This is a genomic window from Hahella sp. HNIBRBA332, from assembly GCF_030719035.1.
GTDB lineage: Bacteria > Pseudomonadota > Gammaproteobacteria > Pseudomonadales > Oleiphilaceae > Hahella.
Map to the genome: position 1 here is coordinate 6,327,349 of NZ_CP132203.1, position 25,015 is coordinate 6,352,363.

Annotated in this window: 27 protein-coding genes and 1 riboswitch; of the genes, 5 read left to right on the forward strand and 22 right to left on the reverse strand. The window is 58.5% G+C overall.

The window, feature by feature from the left end; translation table 11 throughout:
- Positions 1–44: 44 nt before the first annotated feature.
- Positions 45–497: a YqaA family protein gene (locus O5O45_RS28075; RefSeq protein WP_305902608.1), complete on the reverse strand. Its 453-nt coding sequence runs from the start codon at positions 495–497 to the stop codon at positions 45–47.
- Between the two features lie 9 nt (positions 498–506).
- The gene (locus O5O45_RS28080) at positions 507–878 is read right to left on the reverse strand and encodes a VOC family protein (protein ID WP_216739341.1); all 372 of its coding nucleotides are present in this window, start codon (positions 876–878) and stop codon (positions 507–509) included.
- 270 nt (positions 879–1,148) lie between these two features.
- Here O5O45_RS28080 and O5O45_RS28085 point away from each other — a divergent pair, with 270 nt between their 5' ends.
- Positions 1,149–1,364, forward strand: coding sequence for a cold shock domain-containing protein (locus O5O45_RS28085; protein WP_127973940.1), 216 nt, complete (start codon positions 1,149–1,151; stop codon positions 1,362–1,364).
- A gap of 132 nt (positions 1,365–1,496) precedes the next feature.
- Here the strand turns inward: O5O45_RS28085 and O5O45_RS28090 are convergent, their stop codons facing one another.
- From O5O45_RS28090 to O5O45_RS28105, 4 genes are all read right to left on the reverse strand, one after another.
- Positions 1,497–2,243, reverse strand: coding sequence for a fibro-slime domain-containing protein (locus O5O45_RS28090; protein ID WP_305902609.1), 747 nt, complete (start codon positions 2,241–2,243; stop codon positions 1,497–1,499).
- 218 nt (positions 2,244–2,461) lie between these two features.
- A complete protein-coding gene (locus O5O45_RS28095; protein ID WP_305902610.1) occupies positions 2,462–3,121 on the reverse strand; it encodes a glutathione S-transferase family protein in 660 nt (219 codons plus the stop codon).
- A gap of 411 nt (positions 3,122–3,532) precedes the next feature.
- Positions 3,533–3,784 carry a type II toxin -antitoxin system TacA 1-like antitoxin gene (locus tag O5O45_RS28100; protein ID WP_305902611.1) on the reverse strand — a complete coding sequence of 84 codons (252 nt, stop codon included), beginning with the start codon at positions 3,782–3,784 and terminating at the stop codon, positions 3,533–3,535.
- Positions 3,785–3,877: 93 nt separating this feature from the next.
- Complete coding sequence (locus O5O45_RS28105; protein ID WP_305902612.1) at positions 3,878–4,495, reverse strand: LysE family translocator; 618 nt, start codon at positions 4,493–4,495, stop codon at positions 3,878–3,880.
- Positions 4,496–4,645: 150 nt separating this feature from the next.
- Here O5O45_RS28105 and O5O45_RS28110 point away from each other — a divergent pair, with 150 nt between their 5' ends.
- From O5O45_RS28110 to O5O45_RS28120, 3 genes are all read left to right on the forward strand, one after another.
- The gene (locus O5O45_RS28110; RefSeq protein WP_305902613.1) at positions 4,646–4,828 is read left to right on the forward strand and encodes a MerR family transcriptional regulator; all 183 of its coding nucleotides are present in this window, start codon (positions 4,646–4,648) and stop codon (positions 4,826–4,828) included.
- A 71-nt stretch (positions 4,829–4,899) separates the two neighbouring features.
- Entirely contained in the window at positions 4,900–5,427 is a 528-nt protein-coding gene (locus O5O45_RS28115) for a MerR family transcriptional regulator (RefSeq protein WP_305902614.1), read from the forward strand.
- 45 nt (positions 5,428–5,472) lie between these two features.
- Entirely contained in the window at positions 5,473–5,874 is a 402-nt protein-coding gene (locus O5O45_RS28120; RefSeq protein ID WP_305902615.1) for a GNAT family N-acetyltransferase, read from the forward strand.
- 27 nt (positions 5,875–5,901) lie between these two features.
- Here the strand turns inward: O5O45_RS28120 and O5O45_RS28125 are convergent, their stop codons facing one another.
- Complete coding sequence (locus O5O45_RS28125; protein ID WP_305902616.1) at positions 5,902–6,771, reverse strand: cytochrome c; 870 nt, start codon at positions 6,769–6,771, stop codon at positions 5,902–5,904.
- A gap of 250 nt (positions 6,772–7,021) precedes the next feature.
- Positions 7,022–8,473, reverse strand: a complete 1,452-nt coding sequence (locus O5O45_RS28130) for a hypothetical protein (protein ID WP_305902617.1) — start codon at positions 8,471–8,473, stop codon at positions 7,022–7,024.
- An 857-nt stretch (positions 8,474–9,330) separates the two neighbouring features.
- Between O5O45_RS28130 and O5O45_RS28135 the strand changes: the two genes are divergently transcribed.
- Positions 9,331–11,865, forward strand: coding sequence for a PKD domain-containing protein (locus O5O45_RS28135; RefSeq protein ID WP_305902618.1), 2,535 nt, complete (start codon positions 9,331–9,333; stop codon positions 11,863–11,865).
- 52 nt (positions 11,866–11,917) lie between these two features.
- Here O5O45_RS28135 and cobM read toward each other — a convergent pair whose 3' ends face one another.
- The 14 genes from cobM to O5O45_RS28205 form a co-directional block, all read right to left on the reverse strand.
- Positions 11,918–12,712, reverse strand: a complete 795-nt coding sequence (gene cobM, locus O5O45_RS28140) for a precorrin-4 C(11)-methyltransferase (RefSeq protein ID WP_305902619.1) — start codon at positions 12,710–12,712, stop codon at positions 11,918–11,920.
- Complete coding sequence (gene cobJ / locus O5O45_RS28145; protein ID WP_305902620.1) at positions 12,709–13,518, reverse strand: precorrin-3B C(17)-methyltransferase; 810 nt, start codon at positions 13,516–13,518, stop codon at positions 12,709–12,711. The genes cobM and cobJ overlap by 4 nt, the downstream gene beginning before the upstream one ends.
- Positions 13,515–14,291, reverse strand: coding sequence for a cobalamin biosynthesis protein (locus O5O45_RS28150; protein WP_305902621.1), 777 nt, complete (start codon positions 14,289–14,291; stop codon positions 13,515–13,517). Before O5O45_RS28150 ends, cobJ begins: the two co-directional genes overlap by 4 nt.
- Positions 14,288–15,010, reverse strand: a complete 723-nt coding sequence (gene cobI, locus O5O45_RS28155) for a precorrin-2 C(20)-methyltransferase (protein ID WP_305902622.1) — start codon at positions 15,008–15,010, stop codon at positions 14,288–14,290. The genes O5O45_RS28150 and cobI overlap by 4 nt, the downstream gene beginning before the upstream one ends.
- Positions 15,007–16,278: a precorrin-6y C5,15-methyltransferase (decarboxylating) subunit CbiE gene (cbiE, locus tag O5O45_RS28160; RefSeq protein ID WP_305902623.1), complete on the reverse strand. Its 1,272-nt coding sequence runs from the start codon at positions 16,276–16,278 to the stop codon at positions 15,007–15,009. Before cbiE ends, cobI begins: the two co-directional genes overlap by 4 nt.
- Positions 16,278–16,919, reverse strand: coding sequence for a precorrin-8X methylmutase (locus O5O45_RS28165; RefSeq protein ID WP_305902624.1), 642 nt, complete (start codon positions 16,917–16,919; stop codon positions 16,278–16,280). Before O5O45_RS28165 ends, cbiE begins: the two co-directional genes overlap by 1 nt.
- Positions 16,920–16,925: 6 nt before the next feature.
- Complete coding sequence (locus tag O5O45_RS28170; RefSeq protein WP_305902625.1) at positions 16,926–17,966, reverse strand: sirohydrochlorin chelatase; 1,041 nt, start codon at positions 17,964–17,966, stop codon at positions 16,926–16,928.
- Positions 17,950–18,822: a precorrin-6A/cobalt-precorrin-6A reductase gene (locus tag O5O45_RS28175; RefSeq protein WP_305902626.1), complete on the reverse strand. Its 873-nt coding sequence runs from the start codon at positions 18,820–18,822 to the stop codon at positions 17,950–17,952. The genes O5O45_RS28170 and O5O45_RS28175 overlap by 17 nt, the downstream gene beginning before the upstream one ends.
- Complete coding sequence (locus O5O45_RS28180; protein WP_305902627.1) at positions 18,819–19,919, reverse strand: cobalt-precorrin-5B (C(1))-methyltransferase; 1,101 nt, start codon at positions 19,917–19,919, stop codon at positions 18,819–18,821. The genes O5O45_RS28175 and O5O45_RS28180 overlap by 4 nt, the downstream gene beginning before the upstream one ends.
- Before the next feature lie 3 nt (positions 19,920–19,922).
- A complete protein-coding gene (locus O5O45_RS28185; RefSeq protein ID WP_305906255.1) occupies positions 19,923–21,227 on the reverse strand; it encodes a cobyrinate a,c-diamide synthase in 1,305 nt (434 codons plus the stop codon).
- Between the two features lie 33 nt (positions 21,228–21,260).
- Positions 21,261–21,860 carry a cob(I)yrinic acid a,c-diamide adenosyltransferase gene (gene cobO, locus O5O45_RS28190; RefSeq protein ID WP_305902628.1) on the reverse strand — a complete coding sequence of 200 codons (600 nt, stop codon included), beginning with the start codon at positions 21,858–21,860 and terminating at the stop codon, positions 21,261–21,263.
- Between the two features lie 19 nt (positions 21,861–21,879).
- Positions 21,880–23,616: an ATP-binding protein gene (locus O5O45_RS28195; protein ID WP_305902629.1), complete on the reverse strand. Its 1,737-nt coding sequence runs from the start codon at positions 23,614–23,616 to the stop codon at positions 21,880–21,882.
- Positions 23,617–23,620: 4 nt separating this feature from the next.
- Positions 23,621–24,418, reverse strand: coding sequence for a CbtA family protein (locus O5O45_RS28200; RefSeq protein WP_305902630.1), 798 nt, complete (start codon positions 24,416–24,418; stop codon positions 23,621–23,623).
- 121 nt (positions 24,419–24,539) lie between these two features.
- A complete protein-coding gene (locus tag O5O45_RS28205) occupies positions 24,540–24,716 on the reverse strand; it encodes a CbtB domain-containing protein (protein ID WP_083769893.1) in 177 nt (58 codons plus the stop codon).
- 25 nt (positions 24,717–24,741) lie between these two features.
- Positions 24,742–24,953: riboswitch (cobalamin riboswitch) on the reverse strand.
- Positions 24,954–25,015 lie beyond the last annotated feature (62 nt).

Here is a 25,015-nt window from a genome sequence, read left to right on the forward strand (position 1 = left end):
CGAAAACATAGCGGAAAAATGATGAATTATGGCGGCGCCAGGCTTCAGAACCAGTTTGTGTTCTGAAAGTAGGCGCCGAACTGATCGAACAGGCCGACGATGATGGCGTAGCGGGCGCCTTTGCCGGCGAAAGTGAGAAAAACAAAGATGGGTAGTCGTATGCGCATGAGGCCGGCGATAAAGGTCAGTGCGTCGCCAAACAGTGGAGCCCAGGCCATGAGCAGGGACCAAACGCCATAACGTTGAAACCAGCGCTGGGCGGGCCCCAGGTTTTTTTCCTTGAAAGGAAACCAGCGCCGATCTTTGAAGTGCAGTAGGTAACGTCCCAGCGCCCAATTAACGACGGAGCCAAGGGTATTGCCGACCGTGGCGAACACCCACAACAAAGCCGGATCGTAGCCGGTGGCGAGCAGACCGGCGAGCATAATTTCGGAATAGGCGGGCACCAGCGTCGCCGCCAGAAAGGCGATGAAAAACAGGCTGAAGTAAGCTTCCATCGCCAGCGCCTATTGGGAGTACACGCTGACTTCGATCAGGTTAAGGTCCGGATCGTTGAAATAGACGGAAGTAATCGCGCCCATGGCGCCGCTTTTAGTGACGGGGCCTTCCACGATATCGACTTGTTCCGCCTGCAGATGAGCGATGACGTCTTCCAGTTTCCACTGCGTGATCAGGCACAAATCTCCGGAGCCCACACCCGCGCGATTACGGGTTTCCTGTCCCAGTGTCTGCAGATTGATTTTCTGCATGCCGAATTTCAATGCGCGGCGTCCCGCGGCGAAGGTGACAGGCTCCATATGCAGGACGCGCTGATAAAACGCTACGGAACGCTCAATGTCCGCAACGGTGAGAACAATATGGTCAATATGGCTGATCATCCGAAAAATATCCCGTTTTAAGAATTTTCAGAATCTATATGCTGGATTTGTGAAATCGGTGAGTCAATCTTTTGGAGACAAAAGAATTCTGGCTCTTACCAATTTTGTGGAAGGGAGTATAATCGATCTCCTAATCGTCGTTCGGACCGGGAAGGGCCGACGGCAGAGTTGCGCGGGAAAGGCTCTGCGCCTCCCGCAGTGAAATCAGGAATAAGGCTAAGGAAGCACGCGCGACCAAAGCCGCAAGTTAAACATGGAAAGGGAGAGATCATGCAGTCAGGAGAAAGAACTACCGGCATGGTGAAATGGTTTAATAACGCAAAGGGATACGGTTTCATTGAAAGCGCCGAAGGCGATGTGTTTGTACATTACAGCGCCATCAGAAAAGACGGCTATAAAACGCTGCGCGCAGGCAGTCATGTGGAGTACGAAGTGCAGCATTCATCCAAGGGCCTCTTCGCGCAGGAGGTTAGCAGCTCGGAGTAAGTCAGCCGCTTAACTTCTATCTTCGCCCGGATAAAGAAAGGGGGAGCCTGACGCTCCCCCTTGTCGTATCTGACTTTCACTGATTAATCCGCCAGGATGCGCATTAAAGTGAAAGCAAGAATAAGCTCACATTTACTTGCGGAAGCATCTCCGCATGCCCAGTCCCAATAGTCCTGTCATAAACAACGCCAGCACGGAAGACTCGCTGACTGGCGTCGGCGGCTCAATACGCAGGCTGGTGGTGATATTGAAGTTGGACTGAGTGGTGTGGCGCTCAGCGAAAAAGATGTCGAGATCGTAAACGGTGTCTTCCAACAGGCCCAGGCCCAGTAAGTCCGAGCCAGTGAAATGGCCATTGGCCGGGCCGTGTACGCCGCCCAGATCCATCACCAGTTTGCCGTTGATAAACACCCACAGGTCGTCATCACCGGTGAAGTCAAACATATCCATCTCTTTGAAGGAGGTTTTGCCTTCCAGGTGCATGGCGAAGTGATAGTTGTGGCTGCGTCCTTCATTGCCGGACAACTCGCCATCGATAGGGAAGAATGTGGAATCGCTGTACGAGTACATGCCGCTTCCGTTGTCCGCCAGATTCAATTCCACGGATTTGGAACCATGGGAATCGCTCCACCAATTATCGAAGCTGGCTGCGCTTTGCACGCCGCCGTAGCCGCCCGTACCAATGTAATCAGGTAGTCCGTCTGAGCCCAACGTGGAAGCCAGCATACCTCGTGAAAGGCCGCTGATGGCGTCTTCGAAGTCGGCTTCAGAGGCGACGTGATCGTAAATGGTTCCGGTCAGCAAATAGGCTTGTGCGGCTCCGCTCAGGGAGAGCGCCAGAGTGGCTGCGATAAGGGTGGGATACTTACTCGGCTTCATGCCTTTATCTCCTTTCTGTCATTTATCAACATCAATGTTGCTGACTTCCGTCAACGAAGCGGAATACAGCACAAACTAGGCCGAAAAGCCTAAACGAGTGTAAATCCAACGATCTGTTACCTATAGACGGAAGACGGTAGGAGTCGAGTTGTAAAATATCTCGACTCTCTTCGCCGCAAGATTGGCTAATTCTGTAAATGCCTGGAGAATAACGTTTTTTAGTCTCTATTCGGTGCGCCGAGGGGGAAGTTTTTGCGATAGGGGCGCGCTTCATCCACGGCTCTGGCGAAGGAAGGGCGCGCCAGCAGACGCTGTCGGTATGCAATCAAACTGGTGTGCTCAGGCGGAATCGCATATGTCCAATCAGCGTAAAAAAGAGAGGGCGCAGCGGCGCAATCCGCCAGGGTGAACGCATCCCCCGTCGCCCACTCACGTCCCGTCAGGGTGGTATTCAGCCACGCGTAAGCCTTGCCCAGCCTCTGTTTCGCTTCCGCAACGCCTTGCAGGTCGTGAGCGCCTTCTTCCCGCATATGGTCATACACCAGCTTCTGCATAGGCGTCATGACATAGTTATCGAAAAAGCGATCCATCATGCGCACGGGCAGGGCGGCTTTGGGATCTTTGGGTATCAATGGCGCAGGCCCCGGATAATACAGATCCAGATGCTCAATGATCACGCTCGATTCTACAACCGTCGCTCCTTGATCCACCAACACCGGGAACTGCTTCATCGTCCACAGGGCTTCAAGCCGTCGCCACGCCTCCACATCGTCGTGAGCGACCAGACAAAACTCAAACGGCGTCTGATTTTCGTAAAGCGCGGTTAACACTTTCTGGCAATAGGAAGAAAAAGGATGAGCGTAAAGCTGGAGTGACATAATCGATTCCCTGGTAATAAACGTGTGGCTCAGATCGCCGTAAAAAGTCGGCGAAGTATAAATCCTTGTCGTTTGAGCTTAGCTGGAATCGACAGTGGTTTTTGATAACGAGTGCTAAGTTAATCGCTCTGAAAGTCGGCTGACGATATCGCGTTTTTCGTGGATGACGCCAATGATAACCGGTCTTGTGAAGCCCTCGGTTAAGTAAAATATGTAATGAAACCGGTGCTTAACTGCGCGTAGTTGTGGATAGTTGTCTGAAAACTGACGGGATGCAACTTGATTGTCGCCTATCGCGGCGAAAGTCTTCGCCAAACCAGCACGATACTCCTCTAGAGATTTCTTTCCCCACTGTATAGCGGGCGACATCTCGTAGGTCATTCTCAGCGTCTTTGGTTAATACATAAGCATTCATTCTGACGAAGACATCTCTTTCAACACTTCGTCGAAAATTTCATCCACTGATTTGGAGGAATATTCTTGGTTTTTGGCAGCATCAATCCGAGGGGCTAGAAATGACTCAAGCCTCTTTAGGGATTCCTGTTCTTCAAAGTCTGGCAAGGTTCTCTCAAGAACATAGTCCTTAATAGATTGGCCTTTTAACGCAGCGGCGGCCTTCAGGCGTTGATGTTGCTCAGGTGATATTTCGATAGACAGGCGCATGGCGTTTACCAAAGTAGTCTTACATACGTTCAAGGCTATTTTTGAAACAACAAAATGTCAATAATGCACAAAAGTTGCTTCTTGTGATGTCGCTTACCCCTTCACAATCAAATAAGCCCCACTCCCCACAAGTACCCCGCCTGCTGCGGTTTTGGCCGCACTCGCCATGGGGCTGTTAATAAATCTCGCGGTTATCTTTTGCGCCAGGCGGGCGTAGAGGAGCTTTACGCCACCGACGGTAATGACGGTGATTGCAATGATGGCGGTTATGTCGGGCGCGGTCAGTGATGACATGTCCACGAAGACAGGGAACAGGCTTGAGTAAAACAGAATGGCTTTGATATCTCCCAGCGTCAGCAGCAAGCCGGCGCTGAAACTGGTCGTCAGGCGAGATTTTGAAGACGCTGTAAACCTAAAGTCGAGGGCCGATCGCGAGCGGATCAGGCTGGCTCCAAACCAGATCAAATACGCGCCCGCCAGGTAGCGGATGATCAGGAAAAGCCCTCCCAGGGTGTCCGCCAGGGCTGTCAGGCCCAGAATCGCAAGACAGACGAATATCAAATCGCCACAAACGACGCCTGCCGTCACCGCGGCGCCATGAGCAAAGCCGGAAACGGAAGACCGGGCGACAACCAGCGCCACGCTGGAGCTGGGAAGCGCCGCCAGGGCGAGCATTATCAGGCACAGACTGAGAGCGTTGAGCGCATCCACAAGGCTTATTCTTCTCTGCTTGTAACGGAAAGTGATCCCTGAAAAGAATAACCGAATAGTCCCTTGACCTGTCTATAACTTCATACCTCAAAGTAGCTTTCGTCGGCTGCGCAGCTGTACGTTTTTCACTGAACTATCGGGAGATGAATCATGAGCGATACTGTGATGAATAAAGCGCAATGGGTGGAAGTTCTAAGGGCGGCGGGATTTGATGAGGAAGCGATGCGGCGTTGGCATCGGGAGTTCGAAGTCCGCTATCCGCAGGCGCATCAAAGCCTGTTGGAATGGTTAGGGATTTCCGCGGAGGAAATAAACCGCATCCGGGCCCTGTAGAATACTGACTAGAAACACAAAGCGGTCGTTATGACCGCTTTAATTGAACGGCAAAATGATGAGGCGGATGGATGTACACCATTGGTCAGATGGCGCGTAAGTTTGGCGTATCACGCAGCACATTACTGTATTACGACTCGATCGGACTGCTGAGTCCCAGCGCCCGGAGCGAGGCCAATTACCGGCTGTATTCCGAGGCGGACCTCGGCAGGATGGAGAAGATCGCGTTTTATCGCGAGGCGGGGCTGCCTCTGGAAAACATTGCCGACGTGTTGGCGCAACCCCATGACGGCGTGCAGGCTATTCTTGAACAGCGTCTACAGTCGATTAACCGGGAAATACAGCGCCTGCGCGCTCAACAACAGGTTATCGCCACTATCCTGAAGAGCGAGCGGGGGCGTAAGAAATCTCGTATTATCGACAAGCAGGGCTGGGTGGCCATGCTGGCGGCGGTAGGGCTGGATGAGGCGGCCATGCGGCAATGGCATGTGGAGTTTGAATCCATGTCGCCGGAGGCGCACCAGGATTTTCTGGAATCCCTGGGAATACCGGCGGAAGAAATCAAAACGATTCGGCATTGGTCCCGCAACGGGGGATAAGTCTGACGTTGTTTGAAATTTAAAAGGAATGTCTAAGGAAGTTGCATGTACGAAGTGGTTGAGAAAGTTGCGGAAGTGGATGATTTCATGCGTTTACGTCAAATCACCGGTTTGACCCCAAGGCCCAGAGACGCGGCGGTAAAAGGCCTGCCGCGCAGTTTGTTCGGCGTGTGCGTGATGCTGCAGGAGACCTGCGTTGGCATGGGACGGGTGGTCGGTGACGGCGCCCTGAACTTTGAGATTGTCGACGTCGCTGTGGACCCCGCGCATCAGGGCAAAGGGCTGGGGCGGAAAGTGATGGAAAGCATCATGGCGTACTTGCAACGGGAAGCCCCGGACGGGGCTTATATCACGCTGATGGCGGATGTGCCGGAACTCTACACCCGCTTTGGTTTCAAGCTGACGCGTCCCGAGAGCGAAGGCATGTATATCGTCAAGGGACGCTAATCAGCCAGCGTCCAGTCCTGTCAGGCCTCAGTTAGAGGCCTGTTTCATATCCGGTTTTCTTTCCGCCATATGCTTCAGATAGGCGATGAGGTCGTCGATTTCCTCGTCTTTCCAGATATCGTCCTTCACCCACACCATTTTCATGTCGGACCACTGGCGTACGGAGGTGGGGTCTTTAATAAATTGCTTCAGCGCCGCTTCATTGAAGTATTCGGTAGGGTTCATTGGCTGGTTCAGGTCAGGTCCCAGTTTCGCCGCGCCCTGGCCATTGATCTGGTGACAGTGCATGCAGCGCGCTTTATACACTTGAAAGCCTTTGCGCGCGGGATCGTTGGCGGCGAGATGGCCGGAGGGCAGGAGCGCTGGGAAGATGCGTGCGAAGCCTTCCTCCACGTCCAGCGAACTCAGTTGATAGGGCCAGAACTCTGGAGGAATGGCGGACTTTTCCGGATTGCTCCACACCAGATAGAAAGGACCGGCGCTTTGCTTGGAGGTGTTGGCGCCTTTGGGCAATGGCGGCCACTTTTTATCATCGGGTTCAATCGCCAGATAAGCCCGGGCGGCGTCAGGATCGTCATTGAGCAGATACTTCTTCTCCAGCACGCCAGAATAGCCGTCAAGACAGGTGAAAATGAGCACGGAGGCGTCCGTCAGGTGCATGTCCTGCAACAATACGGAGATGGGAACGGCGTTAATGGGGATGTCTTGGTCGGGGTAATTGAGAAGGGGAATATTGAGCACTTGTCTGGCGGGATGGTTCAGTAGCTGGCTTTTGCTCCAGTGCGCCTCCTTATCCCCGGCGCGGATGGTGAACCCCGCTTCGCTTCTGGCGTAACTCAGCGAATGCAGCGCCGCCAGCAATACGCCCAGAATTATCGGCAAAAATGATTTGTTCATACTTGATCCTATTATTTTTTAATTATGCTTCCTGAACTTGAGGTTGCGCGGCGAACACAGCAGGACCGACCCGAAGGGCGCCGCCGCAACGCTAAAATTACTCGTTAACAGGCTGATAAACAAGATGAAACGGTCTGGGCGGGGAGTGCTTTGAAGGACGATAATCTGGCGTCGATGGCGCGTCGTTTTAAGGTGTGACTGCAAACAAGACGGCGGATAAAGGCCGGCGCTGGGGCCGACCTGGTCAGCATTAGGCGTTAGCTACTTTCAACAGGATTTCCCGGAACTTGCCATGCTCGCCGTTATTGAAGTTCTTGGCGTTATCCAGCAGTCCATTGACCATCTTGTCACTGGAATGGAATAGATAACTTTGCTTGCCAATGTATTCCGCCGCGAAGGTCTTCAACGTGTCCACGTACTTCACGCCACGATCAAACTCGTACTGAGAAATCACATAGCCGTTATCGCGGAACATATTCAGGAAGTGCATCTTGTCGCCGCAGATACCGCTGTTCAGCGTGAAGGCGGCGATCAGGGCGGACTTGTCCACATAGCCTTCGAACCAATCTTTGAAGCGGATGGGGTTCTGGTGCACGCCACGGGTTTTGCCCGAGCTGATGTAAACGTTCCAGTGTGAGCGCGCCTCTTTGCAGAAATGGCGGATATGGGCGATTTCACGCAACCGCAAGATGAACAGCGTGACGGTTTCCAGACAGGTGAACACCAGATTCATCACGGCGCCGGTAATGCCGCCGATGATGAATGTGGAAGCGGAAAACGCGCCTTTGAGCGCATCGTAAAGGCCTGCGCCCATGCCTTTGCACATCTGCGTGCGCAGGGCGTCGCAAATCACCTGGGGATGGCCTTCCAGCACGTTCACGCCGCGTCCGCGCCACCAGGTGGTAACCGCTGTGACGGCGTGGTCGGTGGTGTTCACCAGGCCTTTGAAGACATCCATGCTGCCCGCTACGTAAGGTGCGGCGGAGGATGCGAACTTCACTACAATCGCCTTGATGACCGTTTTGATGGCGGTCATGGACAGCGACACCTTGTCCTTGAACTTGGACTTAAGCGCATCAACCAGTTTGCGGCAATAGTCTTCGATCCAGTGCAGCGCCTTCATAAACACATTGCGACTGGCGCCGGTCTCCGCCAGATAGCCGGAGCCCTCCACCGCTTCGATGATCTTCTGCCCCGGCAACATGACATAACCCATGTTCACGCGTTTGCTGGTCAGACTCTGGGCCGCCGCCGTATGGCCGTTGGAAGTGAGTATTTCTGAGTGCATGCGCATGCCGGCGGAAGCAATATTGATGGCTCCGGCGGCGAAGGCGCTGATCAAGGTGTCGTGCAAGTGAGTGTGGGACCAGAGGTAGACGGCTCCCAACCGGGCGTGATCCAGATCGCGTTGATAAACCTTTTTGAGGTCGTTCAGCTCAGGGCCTTGTCCGGCCATTTTTTTACTGAGCTCTTCAATGGCGCCGTGCCGGTTGCGCACGCTATTACGCCATTCGCCGTTGGGACCCTTGCTCTTCTTCCATTCCTCCAGTTTCTGATTCAGATACCATCTTTCGGCGCCGCCGCCGAACATCTCGTAGGATTTGATGTGGCTGTCCAGCTGTTTAAGGAGGCGACTGCGTGGCTTGCCCGTGGCTGCAGTCCGCTTCATCCATTCGTCGTACGAAATTAAATCGCTAGGCATTATTTAGTTCTCCTTATTTAATGCTGAATGCGCGATAACTCGCCCGTCGGGGAGGGGACCCCGGTTACAGGCGCTAATTTTCAAGACGCTCGAATCAACCGTACCTGACGCTCAAGACTGATCAAAAACTGCTGGACCGACTACACTTTGCGACTGGGCGCGGTCCGGTATGACTAAGAACTCCCGCTCTGTTCGGCATGAGATTGGATTACCAGAGCGATGCGGACTTCCGCATACCGTCCGGCGGTTTAGTTCCTTGGTTGCGACAAAACACTGTGATCCAACATCGCAGGTTTTCCTAAGTAATTACTAAGGAAACACATAGAGTTCAGTTATTTGTGGCGGGACTAATCCGTCGTTATTTGGAAAGTAGCAAACTTGTTTTAACTGGAGAACTAGGTATTTATACACCTGTTCCTTAAATCCGTTGTATATCGGCGGGTATGAGTCTTATAAGTAATTGTTGCTTGGTCTTATGGGCTAGACCATTAATGGTTTTTTCAGTCTTGTTTTCTAATGAAATATACCTGACTAATTAACTTTTCCTTTAATTAGATATTTCTTATTTAAAAGTGTTGTCTTATTCAAGTTGCTGTTTGTTATGGTATTTGTCCGATGCTTTTCTTCGCCGATTCATACGAAAGACCTGCGTGTCACGTTGCGGTGTATTGCCGAGTATCTGTGGATGAATAATGAATTGAATTCAATGTTAGGCAATTAGGTGAATGGGACTGGAGAAGAATTAATTGTATATTTTTAATGTACAAATGTGAGCTTTGTCACAATGTGATGGCGGGTTCCATTACTGTTTGCCGCTATAGCGATAAATATTCAATTTCCCCTCAAAGGATTTCCAAATGGGCAGTAAGACTAACGCCAGAGTAAAGGTGTTGAGCCTGATGGCTCTGACGGCGATATTCACCGCAGGATGCAGCGGCGATAACGCCTCCTCCAATGATGCGAACAGCCCCGGCGGCTCAAGTCCTGGCAACGAAAATCCACCAGCGCAGGAAAACACGCCTCCGGTCGCGGCGTTCGCCATGCCGTCTTCCTCCTTACTCGGCGGCGTTGTCGAACTGGACGCTTCCGCCAGCTATGACGCCGACAACGACACGCTGAGCTATCAGTGGGAGCTGATCAAACCGGATACATCCTCTTCGCAGCTCAGCGCGGACAAACAGACAGCGGGATTTACTCCCGATGTGACTGGCGACTATGTCGTCAGGCTGGTGGTGAGCGACGGCGCCAGCCAAACTGTTATTTCGAAAACGGTGCATGTGCTGAAGGCCCCGGACGCATACGCGATCAAGATAGAAAGCGCCTCGGACGCAGCGCAAAGCGATGTCCCTTTTACTTTCGCCTATGTGTTCAAGCCGGGGGAGTTCGCGGCGGATAAGGCGTTTTCGCTGACTTTCAAAGACAGCAGCCAGGTGGTGGATCTACAGACTGACGTCAAAGCCACCCACAGCGACGGCTCGATTCGCCACGCCGTTTTTTCCGGCACGCTGGCCAGCATCGGCCCCAGACAAACACTGACAGGCTCCATGGCGCCGCGAAACGCTGATTCCCGTCCTGCTCCGGTGAGCCTGGACGCACTGCTAAACGGTTCCTGGAATGCGGATTTTACAGTCACCGTGAATGGCGAGGTTTATTCCGCCAACGCCAAAGACCTGCTGCGGCAGTCCGCGACGCAATGGCTGGCCGGACCGGTCGCCAACGAGTGGTACGCCCAGGGGGCCTTGAAAAACAGCGCCAATGAGGAGCATGACCAACTCTCCGCCTTGTTCTATGTCCGCGTGTACGGCGACCTTGAACACATCCGTTTCGGCGTGGTGGCGGAAAACGGGTGGGCCTTTGGCGACCACCCAAGAAACATCACCTATGATTCCGTCATCCGCCAAAACACATTGGAACTGGATCGGCAAACCGGGCTGAATCACCTGCGCCATGCTCGTTGGAGCAAGTTTTTCTGGTCCGATAATGAACCGGCCATTAGCATCTCCCATAACCCGCAATACCTGATCGCCACCGGCGCCGTTCCCAACTTCGACCCCACTCTGATCGAAAATGTCAGCGAGACGAAGCTGGACTGGTATGAACAGCAATGGCGCGACACGCAGGTCACTGTCGCGGTGGACGATAACGGCTATATTGTGCCTGTCGGCAGCGGGGGCCATGAATTCACCTACAACAAAATCGGTCCCATGGGGCTGGGTCTGGCGCATCCGCAAATGCCGACCACCGGCGCCCGACCGGACATCGGTCCGCTGCCTACCTGGGCGGCCATGTATCTGTTGAGCCAGGATCAGCGCGCCAAACTGGCGGCGGTGCAGATGGGCAGTCAGGCTGGCTCATACTCCATACATTATCGCGATCGCCTCACCGGCAAGCCGGTTTCTGTGGATGCCTATCCATACGCCTCCACGATCTGGGATAAAAACCTGACCAAGAACCCGGACACTGGCGAGTTTGAAAATATCGCCCGCTGCGATTCCGATAAGATAAGCGACTGTGTGCTGCCCTATCGCGCTGACGCTTCGCACCAACCGTCCTTGGCTTACGTGCCTTATCTGGTCACTGGGGATCATCTCTATCTGGAGGAGCTGCAATTCTGGGCCAATTACAACTTCATCATGCTCAATCCGCATTACCGTGGATTCAGCGCCGGGTATTTTGAGCGGGCCATGCAGGATCGGGCGCAGGCCTGGTCTATGCGCACCCTGGCGCACGCCGCTTATATCACGCCGGATGCGGACCCGTTCAAGAACTACTTCCACAGCAAATTGCTGGGCAACATCGCCAAGTACAATGAGAAGTACCTCACCGCGCCGCCCAATGGCTATGGAGCGATGATTCCCAATTACTCCTATCCCACCGCTTCACCCTGGATGGATGACTTTTTCACCTGGTCGTTGAGCGCAGTGGTGGACCTGGGCTACGCGGAAGCTGCTGACCTGCTGAAATGGAAAGCGAAATTCCCCATCCAGCGTATGGGATTGGGGACTGATAACGGCGATGACTATTGCTGGATTTTTGCCTCCGCCTACCACTTGCTGGCGGCGCCGGATAAAGACAGCGATATGTTCGCTTCGATTGCAGAGGTGTATCAAAACACCAACGGTCGGGACATCCCCTACGGCGGCGCTTTTGACGATAAAGGGACCGAATGCGGCAGTATCGAACAGGCCGAGGCGCTGGGCTTGCAGCAGGGCGAAATGATCGGCTATTCATCCAGTCCTGCAGGCTTCCCTTCCAACTTGCAGATTGCCCTGGCCGCAGCGGCGGATTCCGGGGCGGACAAAGGGCGGGAAGCCTGGGAGAAATTCATGGCCCGGCCGGTGAAGCCGGACTACTCCGCCGCTCCCAATTACGCCATCGTACCCCGCTATTAGGCGGAGCGATGCGCTTTTCTAAAGGGCGAGAGTCTGCTCCGCCCTTGCTCTATCAAGCCTGACTTCTACGCACTTTGCGCGGCGTCGCCGGCTTGACCTTGGGGCGATAGATATGGGCCTGCGCCGCGTCGTACAGATAAGATTCGTTGAAGTCATCGCTGGCCAGTACATGCCCCACCAGAATCAGCGCCGTGCGGGTGATCTTGGCGGCGCGCACTTTTTCCACAATGTCTTCTAGCGTGCCCAGAATGTGTTGTTGGTCGGGCCAGCCCACCCGATAACATACGGCGACAGGACAGTCTGAACCGTAATGGGGCGTCAGGTCCTCGACAATCTGGTGCAGGCGGGTGACGCCCAGATGTATCGCCAGGGTGGCGCCGTGCTGCGCCAGAGAGACGAGGTTCTCCCGCTCGGGCATGGGCGTCTTGCCGGCGTAGCGGGTCAGGATGACGGTCTGGGAAACCCCGGATAACGTCAGCTCCTTGCCCAGCAGCGCGGCGGCGGCGCTGGTGGAAGTGACGCCGGGAATGACTTCAAAGGGAATCGCCAGCGCCTGCAGGCGTCGAATCTGTTCGCCAATAGCGCCATAGATGGACGGGTCGCCGGAGTGAATCCGCGCCACATCCAGCCCTCGCGCATGCGCGTCGACGATCAGTTCCAGAATTTCATCCAGATTCAGGGACGCGGTGTCGGTAATCTCCGCGGCGGCGTCCGCCTGCGCCAGAATTTCCTCCGGCACCAGCGAACCGGCGTAAAGAATTACCGGGCTGCGTTGAATGATGCGCTGTCCCTTGATGGTCAGCAGATCCGGGTCGCCAGGGCCGGCGCCGATAAAATATACGGTCATGGCGCGGCGCCCTCCAAGGGCGTGAGCTTGCGGGCATAGCCCCTCGGCGTGTACACCCACTGTTTGTCGCCATTCTGAAAGCAGCGAGTGGCGCTGCTGCCCACCAGCACCAGGGTCAGCATGTCCACTTGCTCCACATCCAGCTCCGCCAGCGTGCAGACGCTGACCCGTTCGTCCTGACGGGTCAGGTTGCGCCCCAATATCACCGGCGTGTCAGCGGGACGCCGCTGCATCAAGAGTTCCTTGGCGCGGGCCAACTGCCAGCGGCGCTTGCGGGATACCGGATTGTAGAAGGCGATGACGAAATCCGCCGCCGCCACGGCGCGAATGCGGGTCTCGATAGTCTCCCAGGGCGTTAGCAAGTCAGACAGGGACACGGCGCAAAAGTCGTGGCCCAGCGCGGCGCCCATGCTGGCGGCGGCGGCCTGCATGGCGCTGACGCCGGGCATGACCTGAATGTCGACCTGACGCCAGTCATGATCGTCCGCTCCTGTTTCGGCGCCGCTGAGCTGACGCTCCAGCAGCTCGAACACCAGGGTCGCCATGGCGAAAATACCGATATCCCCGCTGGAAATCAGCGCTGTGGGTTTACCGGCGGCGGCCAGATTCAGCGCCAGCCGGGCGCGCTCGATTTCCTCGCCCAGGGGCAGGTCGTGCAAGGTCTTGTCGCGGGTGCGATCCCCCAGCAACTCCAGGTACAGGCCGTAGGCCACCAGATCGCTGCTGGCGGCGATGGCTTGCTCTACTTGAGGCGTGATCATCAATTCCGAGCCTGGGCCGGAGCCCAGTACGTAAAGTCGTTTCATTCTTCTGTTTTCCGCGATAAATAGCTGCGGGCGACGGCGCAGGTGGCGCGCCGGTTTTTGTGTTTGGGCAACGCCAGTTCGGCTGGCGCGCCGCTCAGTTGGGCTGCGGCGGCCAGGGCGGCGGCTTCCGCCACTCCGTAGACGCCGGTTTCCCTGAATACAATGTCGGACTTTTGCGTTAACTGACCTTCGAACGCGGACAAGTGCGCCGGACTCCATGTCTGATACGTCCAGTTGCGGCGGCGGGCGAGCTCGATCAGACCCACTTCATCCGCTTTGATATCTATGGAGGCGAGGGTTTGAATCTGTGCTGACAGCAGCCCCATCTGGGCGAGACACTGATCCGCCAACTCTTCTAACGCTTCCAGCGGACAATGCCGCTCACAGCCCATACCGAGCGCGTACACGGGTTCCAGGTAAGGCTGCGCGGTGGTCAGCACCAGTTGGGCGCTGAGGCGTTCCGCGATCTGGCGTCCCCATTCGTTGGCGCCGCCTTCATGGCCGGACAGCAACGGGATGACGAAGCGCCCGCTTTCATCCAGCACCAGCACTGGCGGGTCCTGATACTTGTCCTGCAAAACCGGCGCGAGTGTGCGCACAACAATGCCGGCGGCGCAGATAAAAATAAGCGGCTCGCCCTGTTGAAACAAACACTGCGCCGTTTCCTGAAAGGGTTTGGGCTTGTAATGCAGCGCCATTGGCGTTGGCGACAAAATCTGCAATCGCTCCGCCAGGGCGCGTCCGGCTGGAGTCAGTGCGATTATCGCCGTCATTGCGCGCCCTTGCGGCGACTCACCAGAAACAGGGAGAAGTAAGGCCCAGGCTCTTCATCCAGCGTAGTCACGTCCCGCACGATGCGCTGCTCGGTGTGGGTCAGATGTTCCAGATACACCGCGTCCCGGGTGCGGCCGGCGGCGGCGATCAACGCCAGCACCTGACTGCGTTTGCGTCCGCCCTTGAGGATCGCCAGATTATCGAAGCGGGTCAGGGCGTCGAGAAGCTCCGCATCCGGGCAACGGGCGCTGATCACCGCCAGATTCTCGTGCTGCAGCGCCAGGGGCAGCAGCGTGGCGGCGGAGGCGGCCTGAGGCGAGCTGATCCCGGGAATGGAAACGCAGGGATAATGCGATTCCAGGCGCGCCAGCAGATAGGCGAAGGAGCCGTAAAACAACGGGTCGCCTTCGCATAGAAACGCCACATCCTGGCCTTGGTCCAGCAAGCGGGCGATGCTGACGGCGGCTTCGTCATAAGCCTGCTCCGCCTGACGCCGGTCGCTGCACATCTCGATGCGAATTGGCAGTTGCGTTTGCGCTTCCGCGCGCAGATGTGGGGTTGCGATCTGTTTGGCCAGGGAATGCCCGTCGCTGTTGACGATGTAAGCGAGCGCATCCGCTTGCTGCAGATGGCGTACGGCTTTCAGCGTCAGCAGCTCCGGGTCGCCGGGTCCGACGCCGACGCCGAAAAACACGCCGGTGGAAATGGGAGTCGTCATGAAGAAGATGTCCGTTTGCTGAACTTGACCAGAGTGACCGGCAGCTGCGGCCGCATCAATAATTGTCCCGCCAGGGTTTCCCCCCGGCTGACGGCGATTTGCGTCCACTCGGCGTCGCCGTCTTGCAGCTGTGTTTGAAACTGCAACAGACGGCCTTTGCTGTCTTCGGTGACCGCGCTGACCACCAGTCGCCCGCCAGGGGGAAGCAGTTCCCAGCAGTGATGCAGCAGCATATCCATCGCGCCGTCGCTGCCGCCGATGAACACGACATTGGGGCGGGGCAGGTCCGCCAGGGCGTCCGGCGCCCGTCCCGCCACTATGTGCAGGTTGCGGACGACGCCGAAGTGTTCGCGATTGGTGTGCAACTGGCGCAAGCGCTCTTCGTGGCGTTCAATGGCGTAAACCTGTCCCCGCGGGTTCCAGCGCGCCCACTCCACCGCCACGCCGCCGCAACCGGCGCCGACGTCCCAGCCAATATCATCGGCGCAGGGCTGGAGCAAAGACAGGATACACAGGCGCACCTCCCGCTTGCTGAGCATGCCTTTGCCGGGCTCGCCGTCGGTATGGAAGTCGGGGTCCGCAATGCCGGGAAATTCGGGCAGGACGCCGCCAGGACCGGCGGTCTGCAACAGCGTCACATGCAGAGCGTGGACGTCCGGCGGAGAAGCGAGCAGTTGCGCGACGGAAAACTCGCGAATGCGTTGCTCGGGGTAGCCTAATTGCTCGCACACCCACAGCGTCGAATCCTGCATACCCCATGTCTGCAAGGCGCGGGCGATAGCCTGAGGGTGGCTGTGCTGATCCGTCAGCAACGCATAGCGGCGACGATTGCGAAGCTGGGCGCGCAGGCTGGCGAAAGGGCGTCCGTGCAGGCTGATCACCTGCATGTCATGCTCATCCAGCCCTACTTCATGACAGGCGGCCTGCACGCTGGAAATCTGCGGGTAAAAACGCAGGCGCGAGGCTGGCAGATTGCGGTTAAGCCAGTTGCCGACGCCGAAAAACAGGGCGTCGCCGGACGCCAGCAGGGCGATCTCCTGTTCACTATCGCTGTTCAACAGCTCCAGCAAGTCGCTGAAAGGCGAAGGTAATGGCGTGGTGCGGCTCTGGGATGGATAGCTCGCCACGGTTTGCAATTGCCGCTCGGAGCCAATGATCAGATCGGCGCGAAGCAATGCCTCCTGCGCCGCGGCGCTCAACAGCGCGCGTTCGCCGACCCCCAGGCTGATGACATGCAGCAAAGGTCGATGCAAGGCGGACTGACTCATCAGAAATAGATTCCCCGGCTGATGCGCAATAACGCGTTGAAGGCGGAGGCGGTGAGGGCGCTGCCGCCCTGTCGCCCCAGTAATACAATCGCTTCCAAACCAAGTTCGCCGCAATGTCGCCAGAGCGCGTCCTTTGACTCCGCCGCTCCCACGAAGCCTACCGGCATGCCAATGACCAAGGCGGGTTGGGCGGCGCCGTCGCGCACCATTTCCAGTAAACGGAACAAGGCGGTGGGGGCGTTGCCGATCAGCACCACGCTACCCGCCAGCAGAGGACGCCACAACTCCAGCGCCGCCATGCAGCGGGTTTCGCCGCGGGCCTTGGCCAAATCCGGTGTTTCCGGCGCATTCAAAAAACAGTGAGCGGGCGTCTCCAACATGCGTTTGGTAAGGCCGTGACGCACCATTTCCACATCGCACAATACCGGCGCGCCAGCGCGAATAGCGGCGAGTCCCGCCTCCATGGCGCTAGGAGTGAAGCGCAACTGCGCCATGATCTGCGGATCGCCGCAACTGTGAATCAGACGCATCGCCACCTGGGCTTCGTCCTGAGACAGTGAGGTCAGGTCGGTCAGCGCGCGAATCTGGCGGAAACTTTCCTGCTCGATGGCCAGGGGATCTTTTTCGTAATCGAAGTGCATAGCCCCTCAGGATTTCGCCTCTTCCTGGTCATGACTGTGATCGTGATCATGATTGTGGTGAGAGTGACCATGATGACTGTGACCCTGGTCATGATGGTGGTGGCTATGGCCGTGGTGATGGTCATGATGATGGTGGTGATCGTGATGATGACTGTGGTCGCCATCGGTGCCAATGCCGCGCACATGGTGATGATGGCCTTCCTGCGGCAGCCCCACCTTGTGTTCGTTGCCGACGATCTGCACCCGGTACTGACACATCTGGCAATTCATGTTGGGGCTGCCCTTTTCGATCTCTTCCAGACGATCGGCGAAAGTATCGAGGATTAGCGGATGATCATTGAGGTAAGGCGCTTTCACCACTTTTACGTCGGGGTGTTCAGACTGATAGCTGTCGGCCCAGTCGTAGATCTTTTTCACCAGACGTCCGGTAAACAGGAAGTAGGGGAATACGATGACCTGCTTGAAGCCCAACCCGTGCGTGCGCTCCAGCGCGTCTGGAACCAGGGGCGTAGTGACGCCGCTGTAGCAGGTGATGGCCCAGCCGAAGCCCATGCCTTCCTCCAGCATGCGGGTGATCTTGCTGATATTGGAGTTGGCGTCCGGGTCGGAAGCGCCGCGCCCCACGACTACCAGCAGGGTGTCCTGACGGGAGTAGCCCTCGCCGAACTCCGGCTCCGCTTCTTCGATGCGGTCGCGGGCGGCGCGCAGCATGTTGGGGTTCACGCCCAGCTCTGCGCCGTAGTTGATGCTGACGCCTTCGAACTCTCTCTGCAATGTGTTGAGTTCGCTGGGAATGTCGTTCTTGGCGTGGCCCGCCGCCATCAGCATGCCGGGAATGGCGCTAATGCGGGTGGCCCCCTGTTTCACCAGTTCATCCACGCCGTCGGCGATGACCGGGCGGGCGAACTCCAGAAAACCGGTGGCGCAAAGGCGGTCCGGAAAGCGTTCGCGAAAATGTTTGGTCAGCTGATGAAACTGCTCCACGGCTTCGTTATCGCGAGAGCCGTGCCCGACAAATAAGATGGCGGGTTTATCGCTGTTGGACATGATCGTTTTCCTCTCGTGTGCTGTCTCGGGCGCAGGAAGGCCCTCTATCAGAGTGTTTGTTATAGGTTTGATCCGGTTGGCGAAACAGGGGCGTCATGGCGGCGCAGTGCTCAATAAAGCGCTCCAGATCGTCAAATTCCCGTGTCGCCGTGGGTGTGGGCGGGCGACGGAGCATGAATACCGGCAAGCCCCGCTCCGCGGCGACCTGCAATTTGGCTTCTGTGGCTGCGCCGCCGCTGTTTTTGCAGACCAGCGCATCCACGTTGAAGGCGTCGAACAGGTCTCTTTCTTCTTGCAGCGCGAACGGCCCACGCGCCAGGATGAAATTCACGTCATCCCGGGAGGCGAGCATCGCGGGCGCCGGCAACGCGGAGCGAATGAGCCAGCGCTGCTCCGGCGGCAGACCCAGAGACTCCGCCTGCGCCAGCAATGGAAAGGCGCTGCGCCCCAGGGTGAAAAACGGCCGTCGATAATCTTCAAGGCGACGCAACAGATCGTCGCCGCCGTCCGTCTCTATCCAGCGATCCTGTGGACCCGGCCGCCAGGGCGGACGCTGAAAGCGCCAGCAGGGAATATCACATCGTCGCGCCGCGCGGACGGCGCTGGAGGAGATCATCGCGGCGTAGGGGTGGGTCAGGTCCGCCACCGCCGTGATCTGATGGTCGCGGAGGTAGTTCGCCAGACCGCTGACGCTGTCTGCGCCGAAGCGCGCAAAGCCGCCGCTGATAATCGGGTAGGGGGCGTCGTGACGCTCCAGGAGTCCCGCGAGGCTGTAAACCAGCGGGACGCCCTGGGCGTGCAGCCGGTCTGCACAGAGTCTGGCGTCGCGCACGCCGCCGAGTATCAGCAGGGTCATAAGTCTTCTCCCGTGTAGGCGCCCACCGGCTGGCCTTGGCGATCGATCGCCACCACTTCCAGCTGCATGCTGTTGTGCATGGTGTAGGCGGCTTTTTCCCAGGCGCGACGACAGATCAGATCGCCCAGGGGCAGGTCGCCGGCCAGGCGTAACGCCTCGATACTGGTGTTGGCGGCGCGCATGGCGACCAGGGTCTCCGCCGCAGCGCCCAGGGACTCGGCGGCCTCAGCGATGAAGCCCAGGTCTATTTCCGAGGCTTTGCTGTGCAGATCCAGATGCCCGCAGGCGAGTTTGCTGATCTTGCCGAAGCCGCCCACCAGCGTGAGCCGGCGCAAAGGCGAGCGGCGCAGGTATTTCAGCAGGGCGCCGGCGAAGTCGCCCATTTCGATCAACGCCATATCCGGCAGGCCGTACTGACGGCGCGCGTAGTCTTCGCTGGCGTTACCGGTGCAGGCGGCGATGTGGCCGTAACCATTGGCGCGGGCCACGTCCACCCCCTGATGGATGGAGGCGATATAGGCGGAGCAGGAAAACGGCCGCACGATGCCGGTGGTTCCCAGGATGGAGAGCCCACCCACGATGCCCAGGCGCGGATTCATGGTTTTCTGCGCCAGCGCGGCGCCGTTCTCCACGCCGACCGCCACGTCGAAAGCGCCGTTGTAGGCGCACTCGTCCGCCAGTTCCAGCAGATGTTCGCGAATCATGCGGCGCGGAGTCGGGTTGATAGCGGGTTCGCCCACCGCCAGGGACAGGCCGTCGCGGGTCACCGTGCCGACGCCGTCGGCGGCGGAGAAGCGTACCTCTCCTGCGCCGGTTCCCAGGCTGGCGATGACGAATACCTGGGCGCCATGGGTGACGTCAGGATCGTCGCCGGCGTCTTTAACCGTGGCGGCGTAAGCGCTATACAGGTCGAGACGGCGGCATTCGGCGATGGGCAGACGCACTTTCTTGCCTTTCGGCAAAGTGACTTTGCATTCGTCACAGGACTTTCCGGTCAGCAACAGGCGGGCGGCGGCGAGGGCGCAGGCGGTGGCGCAGGTCCCGGTGGTCAGGCCTGTGCGCAGCGGCTGTTGGCGCTCGGGGCTCTCCCGCCACATGCCTCAGACTTCCGTCGCGCCCGGCCGGAACAGGTTGGCCACGGCGCTGGGATTGGAAGGGAAGAACAGATGCAAATAGGTGGCGGTCAGGCCCTTGCTGCGCACGATGAGCTCGCCGGGAGCGGGATGACGCTGACGGCGGCCATAAGCGATGGGCGGCAAGGTTCCATGGCTGCGGGAGTGATGGTGGGCGTGAGCGCGCACGTCGCCTTCCGGCAACGGCGCCGTCTGCATGCCCTGACAACCGCGCTTGGCGCGCATTTCCCCAGCGCCGGGAATCAGTCCGGCCATGGCGAAAATACGATCCTGCTGATCGGTGAGCGTCTCCTGCGCATACAGCATGCCGCCGCATTCAGCGAGTATTGGGCGGTCGTCCATATAAAAACGTTTCAACGCCGCTTTCATGGCCTGATTGGCCGACAGGCGCTCGGCGTGCAGCTCTGGATAGCCGCCGGGCAGCCACAGCGCATCCGCAGGCGGCGGCTCGCTGTCCTCCAGGGGAGAGAAGAATAGAATTTCCGCGCCCATTTCCTGTAACAGACGCAGGTTGGCGGCGTAGATAAAGCTGAACGCCGCATCCCGGGCGACGGCGATGCGCATCCCAGTGAGCATTGGTCTGACGGTGGGCAGCAGCGCGGGCTTGAACATCGCGGCGGCGGGCATATTGGCCAGCGGCGTATGGGCGATGGCGGCGGCGGCCTGATCCAGGCGCTGCTCCAGTCCCTGTTGCTCATAAGGCTGCACCAGACCCAGATGCCGCTCCGGCAGGGCGATGGCGTCATCGCGAAATATCCCGGCCAGCAAAGGAACCTGTGAGGGCAGGCTCTCGGCGATCAGTGACAGGTGCCGCTCGCTGCTGAGGGCGTTGGCGATGATCCCCACGCACTGAAAATCGCGTCGGTAATTGGCGAGTCCATAGGCCACCGCAGCGGTGGTCTGCGCCATGCCTTTGGCGTTGATCACGACGGCGACGGGAAGGTTGAAGCGGGCCGCGAGGTCGGCGCTGCTGGGGTCGCCGTCCAGTAAACCCATAGCGCCTTCAATCAGGATCAGGTCGGCTTCGCGGGCGGCGCGGTAGAGCTGGTCGCGACAATACTCCTCACCCGCCATCCACAAATCCAGGGGCTCCACCGGCGCGCCGGACGCAATCTGCAAAATCTGCGGATCGAGGTAATCCGGGCCGGTCTTGAAGACGCGCACCTTGCGTCCCTGATTGCGATGATAGCGCGCCAGGGCGGCGGTGACGGTGGTTTTGCCCTGGCCGGAAGCCATGGCGGAAATAAACAGAGCGGGACAACGGGCCTGCATCAGTGCGCTTTCTCCATCAATCTTCACTCATCATCAATATTCGATTCCCGCTTGCGCTTTCACGCCCAAACGGAAGGCGTGCTTTTCATCCTGCACCTGACTGATGGTGTCGGCGATGTCCTGCAGCTCCGTCGCCATGGTGCGCCCGGTAATCATCACATTTTGATGCTGGGGACGGTTTTGCAGCGCCTTGACCATGGGCTCCACCGGCAGATAACCGTACTTGACCATGTAGCTCAACTCGTCGAACAACAGAAAATCATAGCTGCCGTCGGTCAGTAGTTGCTCCGCCAAGGCCCAGGCCTGTCGGGCGGCGGAGATGTCCTGCTCGCGATCCTGGGTTTCCCAGGTAAAGCCATGGCCCATGACATGAAAGTCCACCCGGGGATGGTCTTTGAAAAACAGGTATTCGCCGGTGGCGTTGCGGCCCTTGATGAATTGAATCACCGCGCAGCGATGGCCATGGCCGAGGGAGCGCGCCATGGTGCCGAAGGCGGAACTGCTTTTGCCTTTGCCATTGCCCTTGAGCAGGATCAGCACGCCGCGCTTTTCTTGGGCTTGCGCGATGCGCTCGTCAATGATGCGCTTCTTGTTGGCCATGCGACGGCGGTGTTTTTCGTTTTCGTCCAGCATCAGTCGTATCTCCGAGGCGTTAGTGTTCCAGGGCGGCGCGCACCGCGGCCAGCGGGGCGTAGGCGGCTCCGAGGCGTTGCGCCAGTTGTCGGCAGCGATTGAGTCTGACGGCGGTCTGCTCGGTATCCACCACCCACAGGGGCGAGTCCCAGGTCAGATCGTCCAGCGGATCGCGGCTGCGCCCGTCAGTCAGCAGCAACGTACGGCAGGTCAGATGCGGGTTGGCGCGGGTCTGGCGCGCCAGCAGTTGGCGCGCATGCAGCAGCGCCTGTCGCAGCGGCGTACCGCCGCCAGCGGGAAGATCATTGAGCAGGGCGGCGATATCTTTGGGCGCGCGCCGACAGGGGATGACCCACTCCGTGCGCTGCGCGCCAAACGCCAGAACGGCCAGCTTCTCCCGCGCTAGATAGGCCTGCCGGGCCAGTCCCAGAATCACCCCTTTCGCCTGCGCCAGCGCCCGCTGACTAAGAGTGGAGGCGGAGGTGTCCAGCAAGACGCAGTTCAGGGTGTCGCGATTCTGGCGACGGGGTTGATAGCGTATTTCGCGCAATCCGTCGTCCCGATTGTCGGGATGGATGAGCGTGGCGAACCAGTCCGGCTGTGAGGATAGCGCCTGCCGGCTACGTTGTGCGCGCCCGAGGGCCGTGCCTTGTCGTTGTTCCGCGCCGCCGCGCTGTACGTCGCGTCGGGACGGCGGAGTACGTAGCGTTGGGATCTCGGGCAGTTGTGGCGTTACCGGCTTATCCGCCGCCATCAGTTGCGGCGGCATGGCGCCCCAGTCGCCGGAGATTCCAGAGGACGAGGAGGGTGACGAACCCCCGGAGCCGCTGGCGTCTCCGCCGCTTCCCTGTGAGGGCGGTGAACCTGTGGGCGGTGACGTATCCTGGTGATTGGCGCGATGACTAAGCGCGAACGAGCGCGTCGCCGCCACGTCTTCCGCGTTGACCTCATCGCGTCCACTCAAGGCGGCGTGGGCGATGGCGGCGCGGCGCCAGCAAATGTCCGCACGCACGCCTTCTACGCCGGCGGCGAGGCATTGGCTGGCGATGTCCCGTTGTATATCCGTCGGGCAGAGAACTTGCGGCAGGCGCTCGCGGGCGGCGGTGATGCCGGCTTTCAGTTTTTGTTGCGCATCGCGCCATTGCGCCTGAAACGCGTCGCGATCTTGTTCGAAGTCCAGACGTCGCTCCACGATGGCCATGCGCTGCTCAACGTCATAGGTTTCATCGAGGGTGACGGCGAGACCGAAACGGTCCTGTAGCTGCGGACGCAGTTCACCTTCATCCGGGTTCATGGTGCCGATCAGAATAAATTGCGCCGGATGGCTATGGCTGAGGCCGTCCCGCTCGACAAAGTTCACGCCTGAGGCCGCCGTATCGAGCAGGGCGTCCACCAAGGGGTCAGGCAGCAAATTGACTTCATCAATGTAAAGTACGCCGCCGTGAGCTTTGGCCAGCAGGCCGGGATTAAACTGCACGCGTCGCTCGCCCATGGCCTGTTGCAGATCAATGCTGCCGATCAGGCGTTCTTCAGACGCGCCCAGGGGAAGGGTGACGAACTTGTCCGCCGCCTCCGGTAGCAGATCCGCCAGTCCCCGCGCCAGCGTCGATTTGGCGGAGCCGCGGGGGCCGCTGATCAATACGCCGCCCAGATGGGGATTGATGGCGGCGAGCAGCAATGCGGTTTTTAGCGGCTGCTGACCGACCACCGCGGCGAAAGGGTAGGCGGCGAGGGCAGGCTGGGCGGCGACGTCCATTGACTCAGCGCGCCTGCAGCGCGGCGTCCTGGTTGCTCCAGCGGCGCAGGAACCAGGCGCAGGCCAACCCGACGATCACCCAGAACAGCGCGTTGGTCAGGGTGGCGGCGGTGATGAATTGATGGTGCAGCATCTGTAACGCCTGCAGCGCCTGTGGATTGGTGGCGGCGAATTCCGGCGCATTGGTGTGCGGCGCGCCCACCAGATGCGGAATGACCAGCAGAGGCAACCCGCCCAGCTTTTTCCATCCCGGCGCGAACGCCAGTAAAGCGAAACCGATAGCGGTGACCAATGCGGTCGCGACCCACCATAGCTGGCGATTTTCCAGCGCGGCGGCCTGCATGCCGGGAATCTCCGGCGGTAGTCCAATGGCGGGAGCGACAAAGAACACGCCATAGCCCGCCAGTCCCCATAATAATCCCGCGCCCCAGCCTGCGCCGCTCTTGCCACTGAGTCTGGCGGCATACATACAGGCCAGCATCAGCGCGCTGAAGCCGATACCGGCGAGCACGTTGGCAAGCAGGGTGTACAGTGTGCGCTCCAGGCCGTCTTCCGGGCCCCAGGCGTCTTCGCCATGGTGGTGGCCGCCGGCTTCGGCGCCGCCGTGCTCATGTTCATGATGGGCGTCCGCCGCAGCGTGCTGGTGATTTTCCACTACGACAGGTTCAGGCTCCTCGCCGCCTTCGTAGGTTTCCGCCTCCAGAATAATGCTGGTGACCTGGGAATGCTGTACGGCGCTCAGCAGCCCGCCGGCCAACAGGCCAACCAGCAGCGACGCCAGGATAATACGCTGAAACAACATGTCTCTTCCTCATGTAATGCGGTGTGACGTCGCTATGCGCGCAAGCGCCGTACGCAGGGTGCGGCGTCAAGACGGACAGGCGAACGTTTGGCCCTGGCGGGGCCTCAGAATTCAGTAACTGTTAGTGACAGGGGAAAGCAAACGCGTGCCGGGTGTCGTGAGCGGCGTTGTGAGCCGCATCCATGGACAGAAAGCCCACTGCGAACAGAATCAGTCCGCCGAAGCACATGGCGCCGATAAGTTGTAGCGCTGCGTTATTGGAAGCCAGCAATGGAAGAGAGAGATTTTTAGTTTGCATGATCTGCGCACCTACCCGTACGAACTGCAGTGGATTAAGCAAGGCCGGTCTCCGGGCTTACGAAAGGTCGAAGCGTTTTCGACACAACATTTGCGCCTTCCCATGTCAAAACTGACGACACAGTGGCGTTAGCAAATTACTTTCGATTACCGTTGCGGGGGCAGCACTGGATTAGCGTAATGCGCACCAGATTTCCCGATTATCTCGCGGTCGAGCACCTTGGTCAGCGGGATATGCTATTGGCTGAACGCAGGGGAAGTCAACAAGTTAGCGGGTTGCAATGCGCGCGGACCATGGTG